This is a genomic window from Paraburkholderia sejongensis, from assembly GCF_020880815.1.
GTDB lineage: Bacteria > Pseudomonadota > Gammaproteobacteria > Burkholderiales > Burkholderiaceae > Paraburkholderia > Paraburkholderia sejongensis.
The window spans coordinates 43095-64263 of the sequence record NZ_JAJITD010000012.1 but is presented as its reverse complement, the minus strand read 5'-3'; the positions used below and the strand labels follow the sequence as shown (position 1 = coordinate 64263).

Sequence of the window (21169 nt, the reverse complement as noted above, 5' to 3'; positions counted from 1 at the left end):
GCCGGTCTGCCGGCTGTCCCGGCCGGGATGCGCTCGCTCATTCGCTCTGTCCTCCGTGTGCTTGCTGAAGTTAGGGGGTAAAACTCATCGATAGAAACTGGCCAGCATCTGCACGCTGCGCGCCTCCGACATCGCGCCGAAGCGGCTCCACGCCGGACCGGCCTGGGTCTGCACCTGCAACGCGACGTCGAAGTGCTGGAAGCGCCGCCGCAGCTCGCCCCAGTACTGGCGCCCGCCGCCCGCGTCGGCCTGCACGAACGCGGACAGGTCCAGACCGCGCATGCCGAGGTTGCGCCACATCGCCATCACGAACAGCGCGTGCCGGGCCGGCAGTTCCTGCGAGGTCACCGCGGTCTGCACCGCGTTGCCCCACGCGGCCGGATTGGCGGCCGCGAGCGAGCGCCATTGCGCGGCGCTCGCGCCCGCCGCGTTGCTTTGCAGCTCCGCGGTCAGCGACAGATCGACCGGCAGCGTCCACGTCGCGCCGATCGACGAACTCGTGCGGAACGCGGTGTCGTCGATCCCGTTCGCGCGGCCGATCAGCGAGCGGCGCCGCCCGCCGGTCCACTCTGCATAAGCGACCACCGAATTGCCGAGCAGCACGCTGAGGTTCTGGCCGAACTGCGGCGCCTGCCCCTGCTGGCCGTAGATCAGCCATTGCGGCTGCACGCTCGCGCCGAGCCGCTGACTGCCGAGCAGCTCCCAGCGCTCGACGCCGTTGGTGCGCTGCAAATCCGACGACGCGTTCGGATTGCCCGGCAGGCTGCGGCTCGCGAGCCGCGGCGAATACGTGAGCGACAGCGAGCCCGTATCCCACAGCTGCTGCGCACGCACCGCGACGCTGCCGAGCCGGTTGGTACGGCGGCTGTCGGGATCGGGACGCACGTCGGCGGTGATCGCGCCGGCGCCGAAGAAGTCGGTCGGGTTGTAGCCGATCCCCGCGCCGATGCGCGCGTTGATCCGGCCGACGTCGAGCTGTTGCAGCGACGACAGACGCCAGCTGACATAGCCCTCCTTCACCAGCGGCACGTCGCGATGCGATTCGGCCTGCGCCGACATCGGATCGAAACGGTCGTAGCGCGCGGCGAAGTTGACGACGAACGCCGAGCCGAGCGCCTGCGCGTACTGGAAATCGACCGACAACTGGTTGCGGGCCGAGTGCGTGCCGTCGCGGCTGCCGCTCGCGCGCAGCGCTTCTTCGATCGCGAGCTTCCACGGACGCGCGGTTTGCACCGGCGTGTCGGGGGTCGCGTCGGCGAGTTTCAGGGCGGCGTCGGTGGGGTCGGCGGCGTTAGTGACATCGGTGGTTTGCGGCGCTGCGGCGGCAGCGGATGTGGCGGCGGCAGCGCTCGCCGCAGTGTCCGCTGCGCCCGCGCCGCCCTCCGCGCCCTCCGCGCCCTCGGCTCCCGCTGCGCCCGCTGCGCCGACCTTCCCCGCCGCATCGGGCGGCTCGATCCCGGCCGCCATCGCCTTGCCGCATGCGAACGGCCAGCACGTCGCCATCCACAGCGTCGCCGCGGGCGCGAGCGCCCGCACCGCGCGCCGCGTCATTCGGCCTTGAAGCGCTGCAGCGAATCGCGTTGCAGCCACGCATCGGGAATCTCACGCCATCCATAGCCGGAAAAACGCATCACCGTGACCCAGCTCGAATCGAGGCCGTCGATGATCACCGTCTCGGTCGGCCGCTCGACGCCCAGTTCCGACGTATAGCGGCGATAGAACGCGGTCTTCAGCAACCGGTCGCTCTCCGAATAGAACTTCGCTTTCACCGGCCGGCTATTGCTCGCATCGAGCCACATTTCGATGCGGTGATACGTGAGCCCCGCCGACTGCCCGGACAACGACAGCTTGTAGCAATGACGCGTCTGCCGGTCGCCGTCGGCGACGTCCTCCGCGCCGGTCAACTGCGCGGTGTAGTCGTGCGCGAGATTCACGGTCACCACGTCGCCGTTGGCCGCCTGGCCGAGCAGCCGCTGGTCCGGCGAGATGCGGATGCTCGCCTGGTTGGCCGGATCGTAGAACCACAGATCGTTGCCGTTTTTCAGCATCAGCTTGCCGGCGTCGCGGGCCGGCTCGACGAAGCGCACCAGCGTGCGGAACGCGCCGCCTGGCGCGTCGGGCTTCGAGTAGATGGTCAGCGCGTTGCCGTCCACCTGTTTGCCGCCGCGATACTCGGTCAGCGTCGCGTTGAGCACGAACGAGCCGGCCGGCGTGCGGATCGCGTCGCTGTCGCGCAGCAGCTTTTGTGGATCGGGCGCGTTCTGCGTGCTCTGCGCATGCGCGGCGGGCGCGGCGAGCTGAACGGCGACGGGAACGGCAAGTTGAACAGCGAGCGAAACGGCAACGAACAAACGGCGCACAGGCGAACTCCAGAAATTGCAGCAATGACGAAACGGATAACTAACTACCTTCGAACGTGACGCCCGGACGTGACGCTCAAACATGGCGCAGCGCGTCGACGATCGAGCGGCGCGCCGCGTTGCGCGCGGGCCACCACGCGGACAGCCCCGCGACCAGCGCCAGCGCGACGAAGGTCAGCGCGATCAGGCGCCACTCGCCCCACACGCGCACGGTCAGCGCGATCGAATCGATCCGCGCGGGCGGCGTCCACGCGATCCCGCTATGGTTGATCGCCGCGGCCAGCAGCAACGCCGCGACGACCCCGAGCGCCGCGCCCGCGACGCCGAGCAGCAGACCCTCGCAGACGAACAGCGCCTGAATCCCGCCGCGCCGCTCGCCCATCGCGCGCAGCGTGCCGATTTCGACGGTGCGCTCGATGATCGCGGTGCTCATCGTGTTGCTGACGACGAACAGCACGATCGCGCCGATCAGTGCGAACACAAAACCGAAGATCACCGCGAACATCCGGTTGGTCTGGTCGTAGAACGGGTTCAGCGTCGCGAAGTCGAGCACGTCGAGCGGCTGATCGGCGAAGTGCTGCGCGAGCAATTGCCTGATCCGCTCGCGCGCGGCCGGCAGTTGCGCGGTGTGGCGCAGCTGCACCTGGAGAGCGGTCACGCGCGGCGTCTCGCCGCCGTACACGAGCCGCTGCGCGCGCGGCAGATGCATCGCGAGGTACACGTCGTCGAGTTCCTTGACGCCCTGCTGCTCGGCCTTGACGACCGTGAAGCTGCCGACGTTCGGCGCGCCGTACGCATTGGCGGCCAGCACCTCGATATGGGTCGCCGGCTGGGCGGCCGATGGCGGCGGCGCTTCGAGGGCGGCGAGCGCGAGCACGTCGGCGGGAGTCGCCGAGGCCGCGGAACTCGCCGAGGCCGCCGAGGCCGCCGAGGCCGCGGAAGCCGCGGAAGCCGCGGAAGCCCCCGAAGCCCCCGAAGCCGCGGAACTCGCCGAGGCCGCGGAAGCGGGCGCGGCGGACGCCGCGCCGACGCGCACGATAGAGGCGGTTGCGATGGACACGTCGCCGCGCGTGGCCGCGGCGCGCGGCTTCACGCGCTCGCCCCCGCCCGGCTCAGGCGGTGCGCAGTCCGGCACCTGCAACGCGTCGCACAGTTGCAGCACGCGCGCGACGCCGCGGCCGACCACCGCCGCGTCGGCGGCGGTCCCTTCGAGCGCGAACGGCCGCGACTGCAACGGCAGGCCGTAATCGTTCCAGCGCTGCATGCGGCTCTGATCGTCGGCGACCATCCCTTGCGCGAGCACCGTGCGCGACACGCCGGCCGCGAAGTTGCCGGCCACGCCGCCGAACTGCAGCGTCGGCGTCGCCACCAGCAGCATCGGTTGCAGCACCGGGTCGGCGCGCAGCGTGTCGAGCAGCCTCTGCGGCTCGCGAATCCCGTAGGCGACCGGATTGCCGCTCCCGTACAGGAAATAGTCGTGGCGCTGGATCTGCAGGTGACCGCTGCGGCGTACGAAGTCGGTCTGCAAACCGAACGTGATGTCGGTACGGAAGCCGCCGAACAGCAGGATCGAACAGACGCCGACGATCATCGCCAGCAGCGTCGTAATCGAGCGCCGGCCGTTGCGTTGCAGGTTGCGCAACGCGAGCAGGAGCGTGTGTTTCATCGCGCGCCCTCCGCGGCGATCTCGCGCCGGCCGACCACCGCGCCGTCGCGGATCTGGATCACTTCGTCGGCCGCGCCGAGCACCTGCGGGTCGTGCGACGAAATCACGAACGACACGCGCCGCTCCCGCTGCATGCGCCGCATCAGCGCGATGATCGCGTCGCCGGTGCGGCTGTCGAGATTCGCGGTCGGCTCGTCGGCGAGCACCAGCGCCGGCTCGCGCGCGAGCGCCCGCGCAATCGCGACACGCTGACGCTGGCCGCCCGACAGCTGCCCCGGCCGATGCCGCGCCTTGTCGGCGAGCCCGACCGCATCGAGCAGCTCCATCACCCGCGCCGCGCGCCGCCGCGCGGGCCGGCGCGCCATCAGCAGCGGATACTCGACGTTCTCGTACGCCGACAGCACCGGCAGCAGATTGAAGGTCTGAAAAATATGGCCGATGCGACTCGCGCGAAAGTCGGACAACGCATCGTCGGACAGTTGCGCGGTATCCTGGCCGGCGACCACCACGCGCCCGCTATCTGGCCGGTCGATACAGCCGATCATGTTCAGCAGCGTGGTCTTGCCGCTGCCCGACGCGCCGCTGAGCACGGTGAAGCGGTTCGGCGCGATCTGTACCGACACGTCGACCAGACCGGTCACCCGGACGCTGCCGAGCAGATAGTTCTTATGCACGCGTTCGATCGACACCGCGTTCGCAACAGGGGGAAAGCTCATGCCTCGGTGGCCTCCTCGCGCGCGGGCTTGACCTGCGCGGCGGCGGGTGTGGCCGGCGTGGCTTGCGCGGCTTGCGCGGCATGGCTAGCCGCTGTGACGCGCGCCGTCACGCGGCCGTTGTCCGCCGGCGCGGCCGGCAGCCTGCGTATCAGGCGCTGAAGCTGCGCGCGGTACGCAAAGTGTTCGACCTCGATCGAATGACGCTGCGTCTGCGTGAAGCGCACGCCGCCGTTCCAGTCGGAGCGGTCGCCCTGGATCAGCTTGTCGATACGCCTGGCTTTGCGCGGCGCGGCATCGCGTGCCCGCAGATAGCGCGCAACCAGTTGCGCCTGGTAGTCCATCAACGGCCAGTTGCCGGTCGAGGTCTGGAACAGCCCGATGAAGAACAGGTTCGGATGCTGCGCGTCGAACACGTTCAGGTACAGCTGCGGAAAGTTTTTGTTCCAGCTCAGATACGTCTGGTCGATGAACGGAAAGCTCAGCTCGAAACCGGTCGCGTAGACGATCGCGTCCACCTGTTCCTCGCTGCCGTCGCTGAAGCGCACCCGGTCGCCGCACAGTTCGTGCACGTCGGGCCGCGGCGTGAGATCGCCGTGGCCGAGGTGGTAGAGCAGCGTCGAGTTGACGATGAAGTGCGACTCGAACAGCCGGTGATCCGGCTTCGGCAGCCCGTAGGTTTCCGGCTGGCCGGCGGTCGTCAGACGCAGCAGGCACTCGCCGGCGAAGCGGCGCAGCCACAACGGCGTGCGCAGTTTCAGCGGCCATTCGGCAAGTTCGTCGGCCGGCAGGCCGAACAGGAATTTCGGCCAGTAGTAGTAGCCGCGCCGGGTGCTGTGAAACACCGCCTGCGCGTGATGCACCGCTTCCACCGCGATATCGCAGCCGGAGTTGCCGGCGCCGACCACCAGCACGCGCTTGCCCTTGAGCACGTCGGGCGTCTTGTACTGGGCCGAATGCAGTTGCAGACCGTCGAAGCGGCCCGGATAGGCCGGCATGCGCGGCTTGCACAGATGGCCGTTGCAGACCAGCACGCCCTGGTAGCGGCGCACTTCGTCGCCGTCGAGCTTGACGTCCCACTGCGCGCTGCCGGCGACCGGCTCGATGTCGAGCACGGTGCGGCTGAATTCGATGTGCTCGTATAAGCCGAAGCGCGTCGCGTAGCTGCGCAGATAGGCGAGCGCCTGATCGGCGCGCGGGTAGGTCGGGTAATCGGCGGGCATCGGGAAGTCGGTGTACTCGGAAAACGCCTTCGAGCTGATCATGTGCACCGACCGGTAGATCGCGCTGCTGTCGCAGCCGTAATACCAGGTGCCGCCCACCTCGTCTTCGCGCTCGACGATGTCGAACGCGAGGCCCTGCCCGGCGAGACTCTTTGCGGCCGTGATGCCGGCCGCGCCGGCGCCGATGATGCAATAGCGTGAACTGAAATCCCGCTTCGTCATAGCGAACCTTGTCCTTTTTGCTGGGTGTACGGGGTTAGGCGGCGGACGTTCGCAGCGTCATGTCGCGCAGTTCGAGAAGATGCCGGCCCAGCCCGTCGACGATGTCGACATGGCCGTCGCGGCACTGCACGATCGCCGCGGCGCTGGCCGCCGGCAGCGCGCCGCATGTGATGCTGCCGATCCGCCATGCGCGCGGCGGCGGCGCGGGGTCGCGGGTCGCGTGGGCCGCGCTGGCTTCGTGGGCCTGGTCGGCCGCGAGCGCGCGCAGCACGTTTTCGATGTGATTGACCGGCAAGCGCAACTCGGGCGGCAACGGCACCGCCCACAGATCCGACGCATCGGCGCACGCGACCCGGCCGACCCGCGCGATCGCGCTGGCGGAATCGTGCGGCGCCTGCCAGTCGGCCGCCGGCAGCACGTGCGCGTTCCACGTCAACGGCGACTGCGCGGGCAGGCTCGCCGCGCCCAGCGACGCGCGCGCCGGCCACTCGCCGCGCGACGCTTCCGGTACCGCGCCGGTCCGGTAAACCAGCGTCGCGCTCAGCAGCTCGGTGCGCGTGCCGGCCAGCGTGCAGCGCACGTCGACGTGCCAGCGCTCGTCGCGCAGATAGCCGTTTGCTTCGGTTTGCAGAACGATCTGGGCGGCGCTGGCGGGGTCGGTCTGCTTTTCGGTGTGCTGATCGGGTCGCTTACTGGCCGGCTTTTCGGCGTGCTTATTGGCGTGCTTTTCGGCCTGCTTTTCGGCCTGCTTATTGGCGTACTTATCGGCCTGCTTTTCGGCTCGACCGGCCGCCTCGTGATCGAGCGGCAACGGCTCCAGCCGTACCACCACGTCGGTCAACGCCTCCAGATAGTGCGGCTCCAGCGTCGCCGGCATCACCCAGCCGGCGACCGAGCACGCATGTTCGAGCAGCAGCGCGGCGGGCAGCGCATGCCGGCCGGCGACGCGAAACGCGCGCGCGACCGGCGCGGCGCCCGGATCGATCCGGTAGCGCGTCGCGAAGCTGGTGAACGGCTGGAAGCGCAGCGGCTCGCCCGCATGGTGCAGACGCGTGATCAGCTCGGCGATGTTCGGCAGCTCGAAAATCGGCGCGAAGCCCTTGAGCTGGACCGGCGTCAGCGCGGGGCCGACCGCTCCCATGAACATCACTTCGCCGCTGCCGCGGTCAGCGAGTTCGCGCAGCCAGTGGCGTACCCCTTCGTCGGCGGCCAGCGGCGTGATGTAGCGCTTGGTGACCGCGAAGTTGGTGATCATCCCGACGTTTTCCCACGTCGGCCACACCAGCGTCTTCACGCTGCACGCGAGCGCGTGGCGGTGCGCCCACAGACCGAGCCGCGCGAGCGCGTCGTTGGCCGCCGCGTAGTCGGTCTCGCCGGTCATGCCGCCCCAGCGCCCGGTCAGCGAGCCGACGTTGCAGAACTGCGCGAGCCGCGGGAAGCCGGCCACCGCCGCGCACAGGTTCGCGAAACCGGCGACCTTGGTGCGCGCGGTATCGATGAACGCGTCGGCGCTCTTGAGCGGCAGCCGCACCGGACGGTCGACGCCGGCGTTATGGATCACCACCCGCAGCGTGTCGCGCCATTCGTCGCACAAAGCGCGCACCGCGGCGGCATCGCTGACGTCGCAGACCCGGTAGTGGACCGGCAGGCCGCGGGCGGCGAGCGCGTCGAGCGAGTGCTTCAGTTCGCGGCGGCGGCGCAGTCGCGCGAGCTGCTCGCGAATGCTCTTCGGCGTGCGCTCGCGGGTCGCGAGCTTCAGTTGTTCGACGCCGTAACGCTGGAAGCCGGCCTCGTCGAGGTTCAGCCACGCCTCGGTGCCGTCGGGCAACGGCTCGCGGCCGGTCACGATCACCGTGCAGCCGTGGCGCTCGGCGAGCGCGGTTGCGCACAGCAAGCCGATGCCGCGCGCGCCGCCGGAAAACAGCACGGTGTCGCCGGCTTCGAGCTCGCCGGCCGGGTCGGTCGAATGCGCGGGCAGTTCGTGACGGCGCGCGCGCAGCGTGTAGCGGCGGCCCGCGCGATAGCCGACTTCGAACAGTCCGCAGCGATACAGCTCGCGCGCGATCAGCCGATCGCAGCGCGCGGCGTCGGCGGGCGCGAGGTCGAGCACGCGCACATTGCAGTTCGGAATTTCCTGCGGCAGCGTTTTGGCGAGGCCGGCCCACAGCCCGCCGAGCGGCTGGACCAGCGGTTCGGCCGCGCTGTCGGCGTAGCCCATCAGGCCGTCCATCCACGTGAGCGCGAGATAAAAGAGTCGCGACGCGTCCTGCTCGACTTCCCAATCGGGATAGCAGGCTTGCAGCATCGCGACGCTGTCGCGCATCGGTGCTTCCCACGCGGCGGCGCTCGCGAACGAGAAGCCGCCCTCGAGACCCAGATCGACGATGCAGTCGAACGGGCCGGCGTCGCGCACGAGGGCTCGCGCCGCTTCGGTCGGGTCCGCGTCGCCGGGTGCGAACACCGACACCACCGCGCTCGCGCGCGCCAGCGCGACGGCGACGCGCTCGACGGTGCCCGGCCGGCCATTGACCATCACGACGCGCTTGCCGCCGAGTTCGGGGGCGGGCGTCGCGGGGACCGGGTCGATTTCGGATGCGAACCAGGTGAAGCGGAACGCGGGGGTGGTGGGGGGCGACGTGGTTGGCGCGGTCGCGGCGGAGGCGGCGACCGGCGTGAGCGGAGTGACCGGCGCGACCTGCGCAATCTGCGCGACCGGCATCGGGCCGGCGGCTGCCGGTTTTACTTCAGCCGCGGCGCTCGGCACCGGCTGCGGCACGACAGTCAACTGCGCCGTGGCGACCGGCGCCGCGAACGGACAACCGCCGCCCGCCGCGCTTGGCTCGCTCATGCCCGAAGGCGCTTGTTGCGTGCGTGCGGCTTGCGCCGCCGCAACCTTGGCCACCACGGCCGCGACCTGTTCGCGCTCGCCCTTCACACCAGCGCCGCCCTGCCCGCCCGCCGCGCGCGCTGTATCGCGCCGGCGCGGCGTGACCACCATCCGGATCCCCTGCAACGGCCGCAGCGAAATCACCGGACCGCGTTCGATAGGATGCCCAGGCACCATGCTCAGATCGACGTGCTGCGCGACCACCGCGGTCAGCACGCGCATCTGCAGCAACGCGGTCTGAAAACCGATGCACTTGCGCATCCCGCCGCCGAACGGAAAGTAGCCGAAGCGATGCGGCGTCGGCGCGTGGCTCGCGAAGTTCTCCGGATCGAACGCATCGGGATTGCGCCAGAACGCCGGATGCCGATGCGTGACGTACGGCGACATGAACACCGACGAGCCCGCCGGAATATGAAAGCCGCCGATCTCGTCGTCGTCGATCAGGTCGCGCGTGAAGCCCCAGATCGGCGGATACATGCGCAGCACCTCGTTGACCACCTGGTCCAGGTACGGCAACGCATCGAGATCCTCGAGCGTCGGCGCGCGGCCGCCGAGCCGCGCATCGAGTTCCTCGCGCAACTGGCGCAGCACACCCGGGTTCTGCGCGAGCGCATACAGCGCCCACGCGATCCCGGTGCCGGTCGTCTCGTGACCGGCGAGGAACACGGTCATCACTTCGTCATGCACCTCGCGCGGCGTCATCGGTTCGCCGGTGTCCGGATGGCGCGCGTTCAGCAGCAGCGAAATCACGTCGCTCGGATCGCAAGTGCCGGTGCGGTGGTCTTCGATGATCTGGCCGATGATCCCGTCGATATTGCGGCGCGCCTCGGCGATGCGGCGATTGAACGGCGTCGGCAGCCAACGCGGAATGAAGTCGTTCAGATCGCCTTGCCGCAGCATCGCCGCGATGCCGAAGCGCACGGATGGCCCGACCTGGCGGGAGAAACGCGAGATATCGGTGTTGAACACCATCAGCCCGAGCATGCTCAGGCTCAGATGCATCATTTCCTCGACCACTTCGAGCGGCTCGCCGGCCGGCACCTCGCTCCAGCGCTGCACCAGCCCGAGCGCCGCGGCGCCGACCGCCGCCACGTGCTCGTTGACCTGCTTGCGATGAAACAGCGGCTGCACCGCGCGCCGGTGGCGGCGCCAGAACTCGCCGTCGGTGGTCAGCAGACCGTCGCCGAAGAACAGCTTGAAGTCTTCATAGAAGCGCCCGCGCACGTAGTTGCGATGGTTCTCCTGCAGCACGTACTGCACGTGCTCGGGATGCGCGAGCGCATGCGTGAGAAACGGGCCGAGCCGGTTGCGCGCGATGTCGCCGTATTGCTGCTGCAACTTCAGCAGCATCGTGACCGGGTCGCGCTTGTACTCGGCGAGATTGCCCATCAGGCGGCCGCTCGGGCCGGGTGCTATGCGTCGGGTCTTCATGCGGACACCCGCGTCGGCTGCGCTCGCATGGCGACCAGCGCGTCGACCTCGGCCTTCGACACGTATGCACCGCTGTCGCGATGCACGTAGCCGATGATCACGCCGCTTACATCCTTCATCTGCATCAGCATGCGGCCGTCCGGGCGCACCGCGACGAAGCGGTTGCGCGAGCCGACCCCTTCGAGCGAGAACTCGCGCGGCGTCGCGTACAGATCGATGCGGTCATAGCGGCTCGCGAGCTGGCTATCGTTGCCGTCCTCGTAGATATCGATGCGGCGGATCGTCATCGGCGCGGCGAGCGGGATGTAGTCGTCGGCGATGTAGTTCAGCACCGCGACGCGCGCGAGTCCGTCGAGCATGATGCTCGGCACCACGAAACGCGAGAACACCGGATCGTCGGCGGCCACGTTCAACTGGTAGCGAGCGTGTTTGCCCGGCGGCGACGAACCGGTGTCGGCGGTCGACACGAACATCCCGCTCAGATACACCGGCGCGGCGGCGAAGTGATACGGATCGGCGATCGGCGTGTGGCCGGCGTCCGGCCAGCGGGCCCAGCCCGGCGCCGGCTCGTAGACCGGCGCGAGCAGCACCTTGATTTCGAAGTGCAGCTTGTCGCGCACCAGCAGGTGGCCGTTCGGCGCATGCACGTCGCCGGTTACATACACCTGCAATGTCGTCAGCTCGCCGTCGCGCCGCACGATCTGCGCGCGGATGCGCTTCACGCCCGGGCGCTGCGCGTCGTACACACGCAGGAAGTGATGGAACACCGCGTCCTGGAAGCCGACCACCTTCAGGCCCGGCAGCAGTTGCAGCGCGGCCTCGGCGGCGAGTTCCGGCACGAAGGTGCCGGGCAGCGTCGCGAAACCGTTGACGACGTGATGCTGCAGATACGCATCGCGCTGCAGATCGAAGACCCGTTCGAAGGTCACGCTGTCCGCGTCGCGCTGCAACTCGCGGCCGAGGTAGAAGTCGCCGATGCCGGTGGACGCGATGGGGGACGTCGCTTCGACGGCGCTTGCATCGCCCGCTTGCGCCGCGCTGAAAAACGTCGGCAGATGCGCTTCGATCGCGCGCTTTTCCGGCGCGCCGAGATGCACCGACGCCGCCGCGCGATCGACCAGATCGAGTTCGCGCAGGAAGTGATGCACGCCCTCTTCGGTGCGCATGCTGGTGAACAGCCCGCTTTTTTCGAGGAACGCGCGCGTCACCGGATTCGCGCCGAGTCCGACCGAGCGCCACAAGGTCCAGCCGATCGTGAATTCGTCATAACCGAGCGCCGCGCGATGCCAGGCGGCGCGCGTGTTCAGGAAGTCGTTGCCCGACGCGTAGTCGGTTTCCCCCGACTGGCCGGTCAGGCCGATGAACGAGCCGAAGTTGCACCATGCGCGCGGCGGCAGCGCGGCGAACGCGTCGCGCAGGTTCCAGTAGCCGCGCACCTTGATGTCGCGCACCGCGACGAAATCCTCGAAGGTCTTGACCGGAATCGACGCCGAGCGATTCAGACCGGCCGCGTTGACGACGAGATCGATATGACTCTCGCGCGCGGCGATCTGCTGCACCGCCGCCTGCACGCTGGCGCGATCGAACACGTCGGCGCGCAGATAGTGGACCCGCTCGGCGCCGCAGTGCGCCTTCATCGCCTCCATGTTGCGATGCGCGGCGCGCGCGTCGACCTGGCGTTCGAACGACTTGATCACCTGCGGCAGCGGCAGCGACGGATGCAGCTTTTTCTGCTCGCGAATGTACTCGGGACGCCGCTTCAGGAACTCTTCGTCGCTGCCGGCGAAGGTCTCGGGGGCAAAGTCGTCGAGACGGCTGCTGCCGATCAGATAGAGCGTCGGCCGATAGTGCGCGGCGACCGCTTTCATCAATTCGGCGGTGATGCCGCGCGCGCCGCCGAACGCGACCACGACGGAATCCGGGCCGAGCCGCGCGAGCCGCGTGGCCGGCAGCTCGCCGGCGTCCTCGGTCACGCGCACGGTCAGACGGCGCGTACCGCTCAGCACCACCACCGGCAGCAGATGCAGCGCGCCGCTTTCGTGCTCGGCCTGCGCGAGCGCCTCGCGCGGCGACGTGCAACTGGTGAAGACCGCGAGCGAGCGGGTGTCGTACAGCTCGATCGCGAGCGCTTTCGTCAGACCGGAAAACAGACCGGCGTCGGGATGCAGTACGGTGCCCACGACCGCGTCGAGCAACAGCGCGATGAACGAACCGTGTTGCGACACGCCGTCGTGGCAGTGTTTCAGCGCGAGGAACGCGAGGTCGTGCAAGGCCAGCAACTCGGGGACGGGCTGCGGCAGCTGGCCCGGCACCAGTTGGCTCGCGTGCAGCGAGCTGAGGACGCGCACGTGCTGGACATCGGCGTGCAGCAGGCCGGCGAGCGCGGTCTCGCCGCGCGCCTGTACGTGGTGCCAGCCGTTGCGCGGCGCGGCGAGCGGTTGGGTCGACAGCACGATCAGATCGGCCGGCAACGAGGTGAATGGCGCGAGCAGGTGCGGCGCGTCGGTGACCAGCACGCACCTGGACGGGAAGAACTCGAGCGGCTCGGCGCCGCGCTGCCAGCGCATGTCCTGCAAATCGATCCGGTAGCGTTTGACGCCGAGCGGTTGGCCGTCGGCGGCGATGCCGGTTTGGTAGAGCGCGGGGGCCAAGGTTGGCGGGGTGGAAGCGCCGCGCGGCTCGCTCGCTGGCGCCGTGGCGGTGCGCTTGCGCGAATCCGGCCCGTCGCCCGGCGCCCTGTCACCGCGCGTCAAACGCAGCGAGAAGCGCGCGCGATCGCCCGGATTGCGGGTCGCCACGGTGGCCGATGCCTCTTCCCGCACCAGCGCGGCCAGCACCGACACCGCGGCATCGGCGCCCGCATAGGTGAGCGCACGCCCTTCGCTATCGCGCGGCGCCGGCTCCGAAGCTTCGTTGTCCCGCCCGTCCGTGGCGCCGGTCTCGACCCATGCGAGCACCGGCAAGCCGGCCTTCTCGGCCTGCGCCTGAGTCGTCACCGCGAACAGCACGACGCCTTCGGCCAACGCGGTATCGAACGCGGGCTGCACTTCGTCGGCCACGTTGCCGTTGATGCCGCCGACGATCACCATGTCCAGCTCGCCGCGCTGCAGGAAGCGCGCGGCCACTTCGAACGCGGCCAGCGTCGATGCATGGCCGGCGTCGACCGTCATGTTCATCCCGTGCAGGTCGTGATAGTTCGCGACGCGCGCCGGAATCACGTTCGGCATCATGCCGGGGAACGAGTTCTCGGTGGCCGGCGGTACGAGCGCGCGGGTGCGCTCGCGCAAACCGGCCAGCGCGGTATCGAGCACGCGCGGCTTGACGGTGCCGGCCTCGCGCAGCGCCGTTTCGATGTCGTCGAGATAGCAGCGGCTCGCGTACAGCGCCGCGTTGCGGGTCGGGCCCATGTGGCCCATCACGATGCCGATCGTGTCGCTATGCGCGTTCCAGAACGGCTGCAATTTCTCGCGCAGATCGTGCGCGGCGTCGAGCGACATCAGCTGGCAGCGGTCGAGCGCGCGCAGCACCGCGGGCGGCATCCGGACGCGATCGAAGCCCGGCAGCGGATAACTGAGGCCGAAGCTCGCTTGCGGCGCCGCGCCGGTGCCGCGCAGCCATGCCGCGACGGCGTCGCCGTCGGCGAGGCCGGGGAATTTCGCCGACCAGCCGACGATCGCGAGCCGCGTCTTGCGGGCCGGCCGCTGCGCGGGCGCGGCGGGCAGATCGGGCCGGTACTCGCTGACCACGAGGTGGCCGTTGGTGCCGCCGAAGCCGAAGCCGGACACCGCCGCGGCGCGCGCCCGCCGCGGGTCGCGCGGCCAGTCGACCGCGCGGGTCGGAATCGTCAGGCCGGTGGTGGCCAGATCGAATTCGCGCGGCGCTCTCGTATAGCGGTGCTGCGGCGGAATGCAGTCGTGCTGCAAGCCGAGCAGCACCTGGATCAGCGACACCACGCCCGCCGCCCAGCCGGTGTGGCCGACCAGCGACTTGTTCGAGGTCACCTGCACCGAGCGCTGCTGGCCGAGCGATTCCCTGAGGCTCTGGAATTCGGCGAGGTCGCCGGCCGGCGTGCCGGTCGCGTGCGCGACGACCCAGTCGATCTGCTCGCTCGTCACCTCGGATTGCCGGTACGCGCGTTCGATCGCGATCCCCTGGCCCTCCGGGTTCGGCGCGTAGATCGCCTTGCCCTTGCCGTCGGACGACGAACCGAACGCCTTGAGGATGCCGAGCACCCGGTCGCCGTCGGCCACCGCGCGCTTCAGGCGCTTCAGGATCACGACGCCGGCGCCGTCGGCGAACAGCACGCCGTCGCAGGCCTCGTCGAGCGGGCGCACTTCGCCGCTGCGCGACAGGCCATGGAGCTTCGCGAACAGCACCGTGTTGCGCGGCGCGAGCGCGAACGCCCCGCCGCACGCGACCACATCGTGCTGGCCCAGCAGCAGCCCCTTGATGCCGAGGTCGACCGAGTACAGCGACGACGAGCACGCGGTATCGACCATCATGTATTCGGCGTCGTCGGGCAGCACGCCCTTCATCGCGTCGAGGCCGACCCGGTGCGGGAAGAACTCCGCGAGGCCGGCGGCGCCGCGCCGGTAACGCGCGCCCAACGCGCCGTCGATATGGGCGACGCAGGCGTCGCGTTCTTCCGGCGTGACGCCTGCCGCATCGAGCGCGCTTTGCAAACGGGTGCGCGCGGCCGCGAGCACCATGCCCTCCTCGAGATGCTGGCTGCCGTCGGCGGTATAGCCGACGAGAAACGAGGTGCGGTCGCCGGCCCGCACGCGCACGCCGTCGAGCGCCTGCAGCAGCGAATGGCGCAGCCACAGCGTGGTGAGTTCGTGGCGGTCGAGCACCGGCCCGTTCAGTTCGGATTGCAAAGCAGGCGTCGCGTTGAAACTCTCGATGAATACCGAGCGCGACTGGTAGCTCTTGTCCTCGGCCGCCGGATCGTCCGAATGGAACGAACGATAGTCCCAGCGCTCGGCCGGCACCGTGTCGAACAGCTCCGGTCCTTCGAGCAGCGCGCGCCAGAACTCCTGCGGATTGTTCGCGCCGGGGATGGCCAGACCCATGCCGACCACCGCGATCGCGTCGTCGCTCGCGTCGAGTTCGTCGGCTGCCGCCGCGACGTTGCCGTGCTGGCCGTGGTTCGCCGCGCGTTCGCTTTTAGCGGCCAAGGTCTGCGCGCACGGGGCGCAGTTCGTTGCATGCGGGTTTTGCATCGCCCACTGCGGACGCGGCGACAGGCCCTCGCTGCACAGCGACAGGCCGCCGTCGGCGGTGACCACCTGGCCGGTCACCCAGCGCGACGAGTCGGACGCGAGGAACAGCACCACGTCGGCGAGGTCTTCGGCGGTCGCGAGGCGGCTGAGCGGCGTCGCCTCGATGCTCGAGCGGCGCGTGTTGTCGGGATCGGGAAATTGCTGGGCGACATCGCCGTCGATCAGCGTGGACGACGCGGTGTTCACGCGGATGTTGTCGGCCGCGTATTCGACCGCCAGGTAGCGGGTCAGCGATTCGAGCGCGGCCTTCGCGGTGCCGACCACCAGGTAGTTGGCCGGCACCAGCGTCGAGCCGACCGACGACACATTGACGATCGCGCCGCCGCCGCTGCGCGCCATCAGCGCGGCCGCGCGGCGCGCGCACCAGAACGCGCCCTTCAGATTGGTGTCGAGCGCGCGATCGAAATGCTCGGATGCGATCTCGCCGACGCCGAGCAGCGCGCCCGACGCCGCGTTGTTGACCAGGATGTCGAGGCGGCCGTACTTCGCCTCGATCTCGTCGAACATCCGGTCGACCTGGCTTTGCTGGGCCACCGACGCCCGGATCACGTCGACGGTGGCGCCAAGCGCGCGCAACTCCGCGACGGTCTCTCTCGACGCATCGAGGGAATGGAAAAAATTCACGATGACATGAGCACCCTGCTCGGCGAAGCGCCGGCAGATCGTCTTACCGACGTTCTTCGCGCCACCCGTCACCAGAACCAGCTTACCTTTCAGATTGGAGCTTGACATTGCACGCCTACTATCCAGATCGACCACGAAAAAACACTGCATCGCGCGGGCGGCCGTATCACTGAGGCCGCCGCGCGCTGGGGGAGAACGCTTGCTGACTTACCGGCCCCTAGTGGCCGGCCGATGCCGCCGCGACCGACTGCGCATGGACGAAATCGACGATCTGCCCCATCGCCTTGAAGTCGCCGAAGCGGAAGCCGGCCGGCAGCGGCGGCAGCCCGTAGAGCTTGCTGATGCGCTGGATGATTTCGGTCTGCTTGACCGAATCGATGCCCAGTTCCGCTTCCAGCTCGACTTCCTCGGTGAAGACCTCGATCGGGTATTCCATCGCTTCCGCGTAGATCGCGACGAGTTCGCCGAACAGCTGGTCGCGGGGAATCGGGCGGCGCGGTGCGGCGGTGGCCGGGGCGGCGCTCGGGGCCGCAGCGGGTGTGGGTGCGGCTACGGCTGCGGCCGGCGCTACGGCGACGGGCGCGGGGACAGGAACGACCGCAGGGGCGACTACGGAAGCGACTGCGGGGGCAATCGCGGGCGCGGCCGCAAACGGGCTTGCGAGCACCGGCGCGGCTGCCGCCACCACCGCCGGCCGGGGCGTAACCACCGGCTGCGCGTGCGGCTTATGCAATTCGTAAAACTTCTCGAATTCGGCTTTGATGCGCGCCGTTATCGCGCCACCGCTTGCATGCCAGAATGCGTCGAAATCCGGCTGATTGAGATTGGTTTGAGCATTCGCGTTCACGATATTCATCTCCTTGAAATAACTCGCTACTTTCCTGATATGTTCGATTTCATCGCTGCTTTTGACAGCACCCGAAAATGTTTTGGCCTTGCCCGGGCCGAGAATGCGGATCACGATTTTGGCAAGCGCATCGAGCGCGCCGCATTCGACATAAACATCGAAATTCTCAGATTGCAGAAATTCGATTCCCGCCATGAATCCGACCGGTAACGTGAAATGCCGGGCAAGACAAGCGCCGAAATGATCAGATTCGTTGTAAAACCGCTTCAGGATCGGCGAATAGACGGCACGCCGCAGTACGCCACCTGAATAAGATTTGATCCTGCGTGAAAAAAGCCCGGCCGCCGGCCCGAGACTGGTGTGATGAAACGCATACGGCGATTTCAATGCATGCGCGGTGATACCCCGCGCGGCGCAATGCGCGATGAATGCCGTCATTTCGTCCGTAGGCCCGGAAACCACGGTTTGCGAGCGGTGATTTTCGACGGCGATCTGAATCCGGCGATCCGCATGTTCGTCACGGCCCGCATACAACGCCTCGAGCGCCGCCCGCACCGCGGCCGGGTCCGCGCCGACAGCCGCCATGCAGCCGTCGCGCGGCGCCGCCGCGGCGAGCGACTCGATCCGGTCGCAGACGATCTGCGCGCCCTGTTCGATCGAATACGCACCCGCACAGACCAGCGCGGCGATCTCGCCGAAACTGTGCCCGACGAGTACCTCCGGCTCGATGCCCTGAGCCCGGAAAATTTCGAAATTGGCGACCGATACCGCGTAAATCACCAGTTGCAAAATATCGGATTTATTCCGAAACCAGTTATTATCGTGCTGTTCGCCGCTCCACAGCACGTCGATGAAAGACTGGCCCAAGCGGCTCTGCGCGACCGCCTCGACGGTTCTCAGAACCGGATCGACACATTGATATTCAGACCGGGAAAAAAGCAGTGCATCCGGGTAAAACGCGCCTTGCCCCGGAAACAAAAACGCTATCTGACTCATACGGCAAATTCTTTATTCAATTGGCGATGCCACCTGAATTATTTAACACTCGAAAAATTGTACTTCACGCAATATCTTGAAAATGCCAAAACGCATTATTCATCGATTTAGCATTCAAATTGAATTACTACTATTTCGAACGGATTATTTGAAATGACAGCGCTCGCCGCATGTTCGCGCGCACCGGCGCGGTCGAAACCGGTGTCGGAAAAGCGGGGAAAGAGGGAAAGGAAGTTTGCCGTTCTGCCGCGCACGGGCGGCGACCGGGCGGCGCGCTCGGACTGGCGCGCGCCGCCCCTGCGAGGAAGGAGTCAGTCGAGGGGCACTGAGCGCTAGAGCGCGAAGCGGCTCTTCACGCCCACCAGGAACTGATGCGACTTCACCACCGACTCACGCGGCAACCGCGCGAGGTCGGCGGCCGCCGCCTGCGGCGCAATCACGCCGGTGCCTTGGCCGACCGAAATCCAGCTGGTCGCCTCGAAGTGCATGAAGTTGCCTTGCCGGTACGGTTGCAGATCGGCGCTGCGCGGCAGCCGATGCTGCCAGCACGCTTTTAGCGTCGCATAAGTGTCGGGCAGCTTCAGCGCATTCACGTCGCGCCAGAACGCGGTGTCGCGACGCGGCACGTCGTAGTGCATGCGCAGGAAATCGCGAATGCCCATCCAGTCGACCCGGTTACGCTCGTTGAACATCGCGACGCTGGTTTGCGGCACGATGTACGCGCTGCCGGCGACCAGCTCGCCGAACGTCAGCACCTGACCGAGCATCTGCCCGATCGAGGTCGCCTCCAGCGGTTCGATGAAACCCGACGCGAGTCCGACGGCCATCACGTTGCCGATCCACACGTCGTCGAAATGGCCGGCCTCGAAGCGGATCGTGCGCACTGGCTCGACCTTGCCGACGCGCGCCTCGATCTCCTGCAACGCGGCGTCGTCGCTCAGATGCGCGCTCGAATACACATAGCCGCAGCCGACCCGCTCCTGCACCGGAATCTGCCACATCCAGCCGGCGTTCATCGCGACCGCGCGCGTGACCAGATGCGGATTGGCGCGCGGATGCGGCAGATAGAACGGAATCGCGCGATCGTGCAACAGGTATTCGCCGAACGAACGCATCGGCACCTGGAAGCGGCGGCCGAGCGTGAGCCGTGCGAAGCCCGACGCGTCGATCAGGAAATCGACCGGCACCGGCTGTTCGCTGTCCTCGATCCTCAGCGCGGTGACGTGGCCGCTGTCGGCCGCGACGTGGAGGTCCCGCACGGTCGCTTCGAGCAGACGCACGCCGCGTCCGGTCGCGACGCGCTTCAGATAGGCGGCGACCCGGTGCGCGTCGAAATGCATCGAGGTCGGCAAGCGCGCGCCGAGCGCCGCGCGCACGCCCAATGTTTCGGTTTGCGAAGCATTGTTGCGGATCAGCGGCAGCGCGCTCTCCGCATACTGGACGCCGACGCCGTTCGCGACCAGCATCGCCCAGTCGACCGGTACGCCGTCGACCAGACTGCCGTCGGCGGCATTCGGCGCTGCGTGAAACAGATGGTAGAACACGTCGTCTTCGCGGCCGTTGTTCCAGCCCGCGTATTCGAAGCCGAGCTTCAACACCGCGCCCGTCGCTTCGATGAACGCCGCCTCTTCGATCCCGTAGCGGGCGAGCGCGCCGGGCAGATTCAGAATGCCGCCCTCGCCGACGCCGATCACGTTGATCCGCGGCGATTCGATCACGGTGATGCTCGCCTGCGTGCCGAACAGACGCTGAAGTTCGAGCGCGGCGAACCACCCCGCGGTGCCGCCGCCCAGCACGACGAAATTGCGCATGGCGCGGAAATTGAGCATGGTGTGAGACCTCGCGTGGACAGGTGTGCCGGAAGTCGATCAAGCCGGGGCGTTATCGGCAGGCGGCTCGCCGCGCATCTCGCGCAGCAGCTCGTCCAGATGCCGCTGTACCGGCGCGAGGCCGGGCTGCAATTCGAGCGCCTTGCGATAAGCCTGTTCGGCCTCGGCAAAACGGCCGCCCTGTTGCAGCAGCAGGCCGAGTCCGTCGAGCGGTCCGGGCAGCGTCGGCGCAAGCCGCACCGCGTCGCGCAACGCCGCCTCCGCTTCGGTGAAGCGGCCCGAATCGCGCAGCAGATTGCCGAGATTCGCATGCGCCTCGCCGCGCTGCGGCGCAAGCGCGATCGCCGCGCGGAACTCGTCCTCGGCTTCGTTCTGACGGCCCTGCGCGAGCAGCAGGATGCCGAGATTGTTGCGATCTTCGACGCGCCCCGGCCGCAACCGGATCGCCTCGCGCTGGATCGGCTCGGCTTCGCCGGCACGCCCGAGTTCGCGCAGCGCAAGTGCCAGGTTGTACCAGGCATCGGCATAGGCCGGCGCGTGTACAGTGGCCTGCCGCAGCGGCGCTTCCGCGTGCGCCGGCTCGCCCGCTTCGAGCAGCAGCACGCCCAGGTCGTTCCAGACCCTCGCGAAATCGGGCTGCCGTTCGAGCGCGAAGCGGTACGCGGCCTCCGCTTGCGCGCGCCGCCCGTTCTCGCGATACAGCGTCGCGAGATTGAACGCGATCTCGGCGTTGTCGGGCAGTAGCTGCTGCGCGCGCAGATAGGCGGCCTCCGCTTCCTGCGCGCGACCCTGCCGATGCAGCAGCACCGCGAGATTGAAATGCGCCTCGACCAACGCGGGATTCTGTTCGAGGGCCGCGCGATATGCGTTCTCCGCGTCTTGCGGTTGGCCTTGCGTCGCGAACAGCAGGCCGCGGTTGCAGAGCGTGTGGGCGCTGTGGGGGTTCAGCTCGAACGCCTGTTGCAATGCGCGCTGCGCGTGGTCGAGTCGGCCTTCGCGCAGCGCGGCTAGCGCGTCGGCGTTGCAGGTGTCGATCGTCTGTTGCACTTGGTTGTTGTCTTTCATCGTCGATGCTCTCCGCTCGGGTTA

The 21169-nt window shown here is 68.2% G+C and carries 10 protein-coding genes; all 10 read right to left on the bottom strand.

Features of this window, described 5'->3' with window-relative positions; genetic code table 11:
• Positions 1 to 84 precede the first annotated feature (84 nt).
• The gene (locus tag LJ656_RS22925; protein WP_230511788.1) at positions 85 to 1551 is read right to left on the bottom strand and encodes a hypothetical protein; all 1467 of its coding nucleotides are present in this window, start codon (positions 1549 to 1551) and stop codon (positions 85 to 87) included.
• On the bottom strand, positions 1548 to 2351 hold the full coding sequence (locus LJ656_RS22920; protein WP_230511962.1) for an outer membrane lipoprotein-sorting protein: 804 nt from the start codon (positions 2349 to 2351) through the stop codon (positions 1548 to 1550). The genes LJ656_RS22925 and LJ656_RS22920 overlap by 4 nt, the downstream gene beginning before the upstream one ends.
• An 85-nt stretch (positions 2352 to 2436) precedes the next feature.
• A complete protein-coding gene (locus LJ656_RS22915) occupies positions 2437 to 4026 on the bottom strand; it encodes an ABC transporter permease (protein WP_230511787.1) in 1590 nt (529 codons plus the stop codon).
• Positions 4023 to 4742 carry an ABC transporter ATP-binding protein gene (locus LJ656_RS22910; RefSeq protein ID WP_230511785.1) on the bottom strand — a complete coding sequence of 240 codons (720 nt, stop codon included), beginning with the start codon at positions 4740 to 4742 and terminating at the stop codon, positions 4023 to 4025. Before LJ656_RS22910 ends, LJ656_RS22915 begins: the two co-directional genes overlap by 4 nt.
• The gene (locus tag LJ656_RS22905) at positions 4739 to 6184 is read right to left on the bottom strand and encodes a flavin-containing monooxygenase (protein ID WP_230511783.1); all 1446 of its coding nucleotides are present in this window, start codon (positions 6182 to 6184) and stop codon (positions 4739 to 4741) included. The genes LJ656_RS22910 and LJ656_RS22905 overlap by 4 nt, the downstream gene beginning before the upstream one ends.
• Before the next feature lie 34 nt (positions 6185 to 6218).
• Positions 6219 to 10502, bottom strand: a complete 4284-nt coding sequence (locus LJ656_RS22900; protein WP_230511781.1) for a cytochrome P450 — start codon at positions 10500 to 10502, stop codon at positions 6219 to 6221.
• Positions 10499 to 16516, bottom strand: a complete 6018-nt coding sequence (locus LJ656_RS22895; protein WP_230511779.1) for an SDR family oxidoreductase — start codon at positions 16514 to 16516, stop codon at positions 10499 to 10501. Before LJ656_RS22895 ends, LJ656_RS22900 begins: the two co-directional genes overlap by 4 nt.
• Before the next feature lie 109 nt (positions 16517 to 16625).
• The gene (locus tag LJ656_RS22890; RefSeq protein WP_230511777.1) at positions 16626 to 18251 is read right to left on the bottom strand and encodes an acyltransferase domain-containing protein; all 1626 of its coding nucleotides are present in this window, start codon (positions 18249 to 18251) and stop codon (positions 16626 to 16628) included.
• 332 nt (positions 18252 to 18583) lie between these two features.
• Positions 18584 to 20080, bottom strand: coding sequence for a tryptophan halogenase family protein (locus LJ656_RS22885; protein ID WP_230511776.1), 1497 nt, complete (start codon positions 20078 to 20080; stop codon positions 18584 to 18586).
• A gap of 39 nt (positions 20081 to 20119) precedes the next feature.
• Entirely contained in the window at positions 20120 to 21145 is a 1026-nt protein-coding gene (locus LJ656_RS22880; RefSeq protein ID WP_230511775.1) for a tetratricopeptide repeat protein, read from the bottom strand.
• Positions 21146 to 21169 lie beyond the last annotated feature (24 nt).

Excerpts from the sequence above, each read along its gene's own strand:
- LJ656_RS22925 (WP_230511788.1), bottom strand. The coding sequence starts at position 1,551 with ATGACGCGGCGCGCGGTGCGGGCGCTCGCGCCCGCGGCGACGCTGTGG.
- LJ656_RS22915 (WP_230511787.1), bottom strand. The coding sequence starts at position 4,026 with ATGAAACACACGCTCCTGCTCGCGTTGCGCAACCTGCAACGCAACGGC.
- LJ656_RS22910 (WP_230511785.1), bottom strand. The coding sequence starts at position 4,742 with ATGAGCTTTCCCCCTGTTGCGAACGCGGTGTCGATCGAACGCGTGCAT.
- LJ656_RS22905 (WP_230511783.1), bottom strand. The coding sequence starts at position 6,184 with ATGACGAAGCGGGATTTCAGTTCACGCTATTGCATCATCGGCGCCGGC.
- LJ656_RS22900 (WP_230511781.1), bottom strand. The coding sequence starts at position 10,502 with ATGAAGACCCGACGCATAGCACCCGGCCCGAGCGGCCGCCTGATGGGC.
- LJ656_RS22895 (WP_230511779.1), bottom strand. The coding sequence starts at position 16,516 with ATGTCAAGCTCCAATCTGAAAGGTAAGCTGGTTCTGGTGACGGGTGGC.
- LJ656_RS22890 (WP_230511777.1), bottom strand. The coding sequence starts at position 18,251 with ATGAGTCAGATAGCGTTTTTGTTTCCGGGGCAAGGCGCGTTTTACCCG.
- LJ656_RS22885 (WP_230511776.1), bottom strand. The coding sequence starts at position 20,080 with ATGCTCAATTTCCGCGCCATGCGCAATTTCGTCGTGCTGGGCGGCGGC.
- LJ656_RS22880 (WP_230511775.1), bottom strand. The coding sequence starts at position 21,145 with ATGAAAGACAACAACCAAGTGCAACAGACGATCGACACCTGCAACGCC.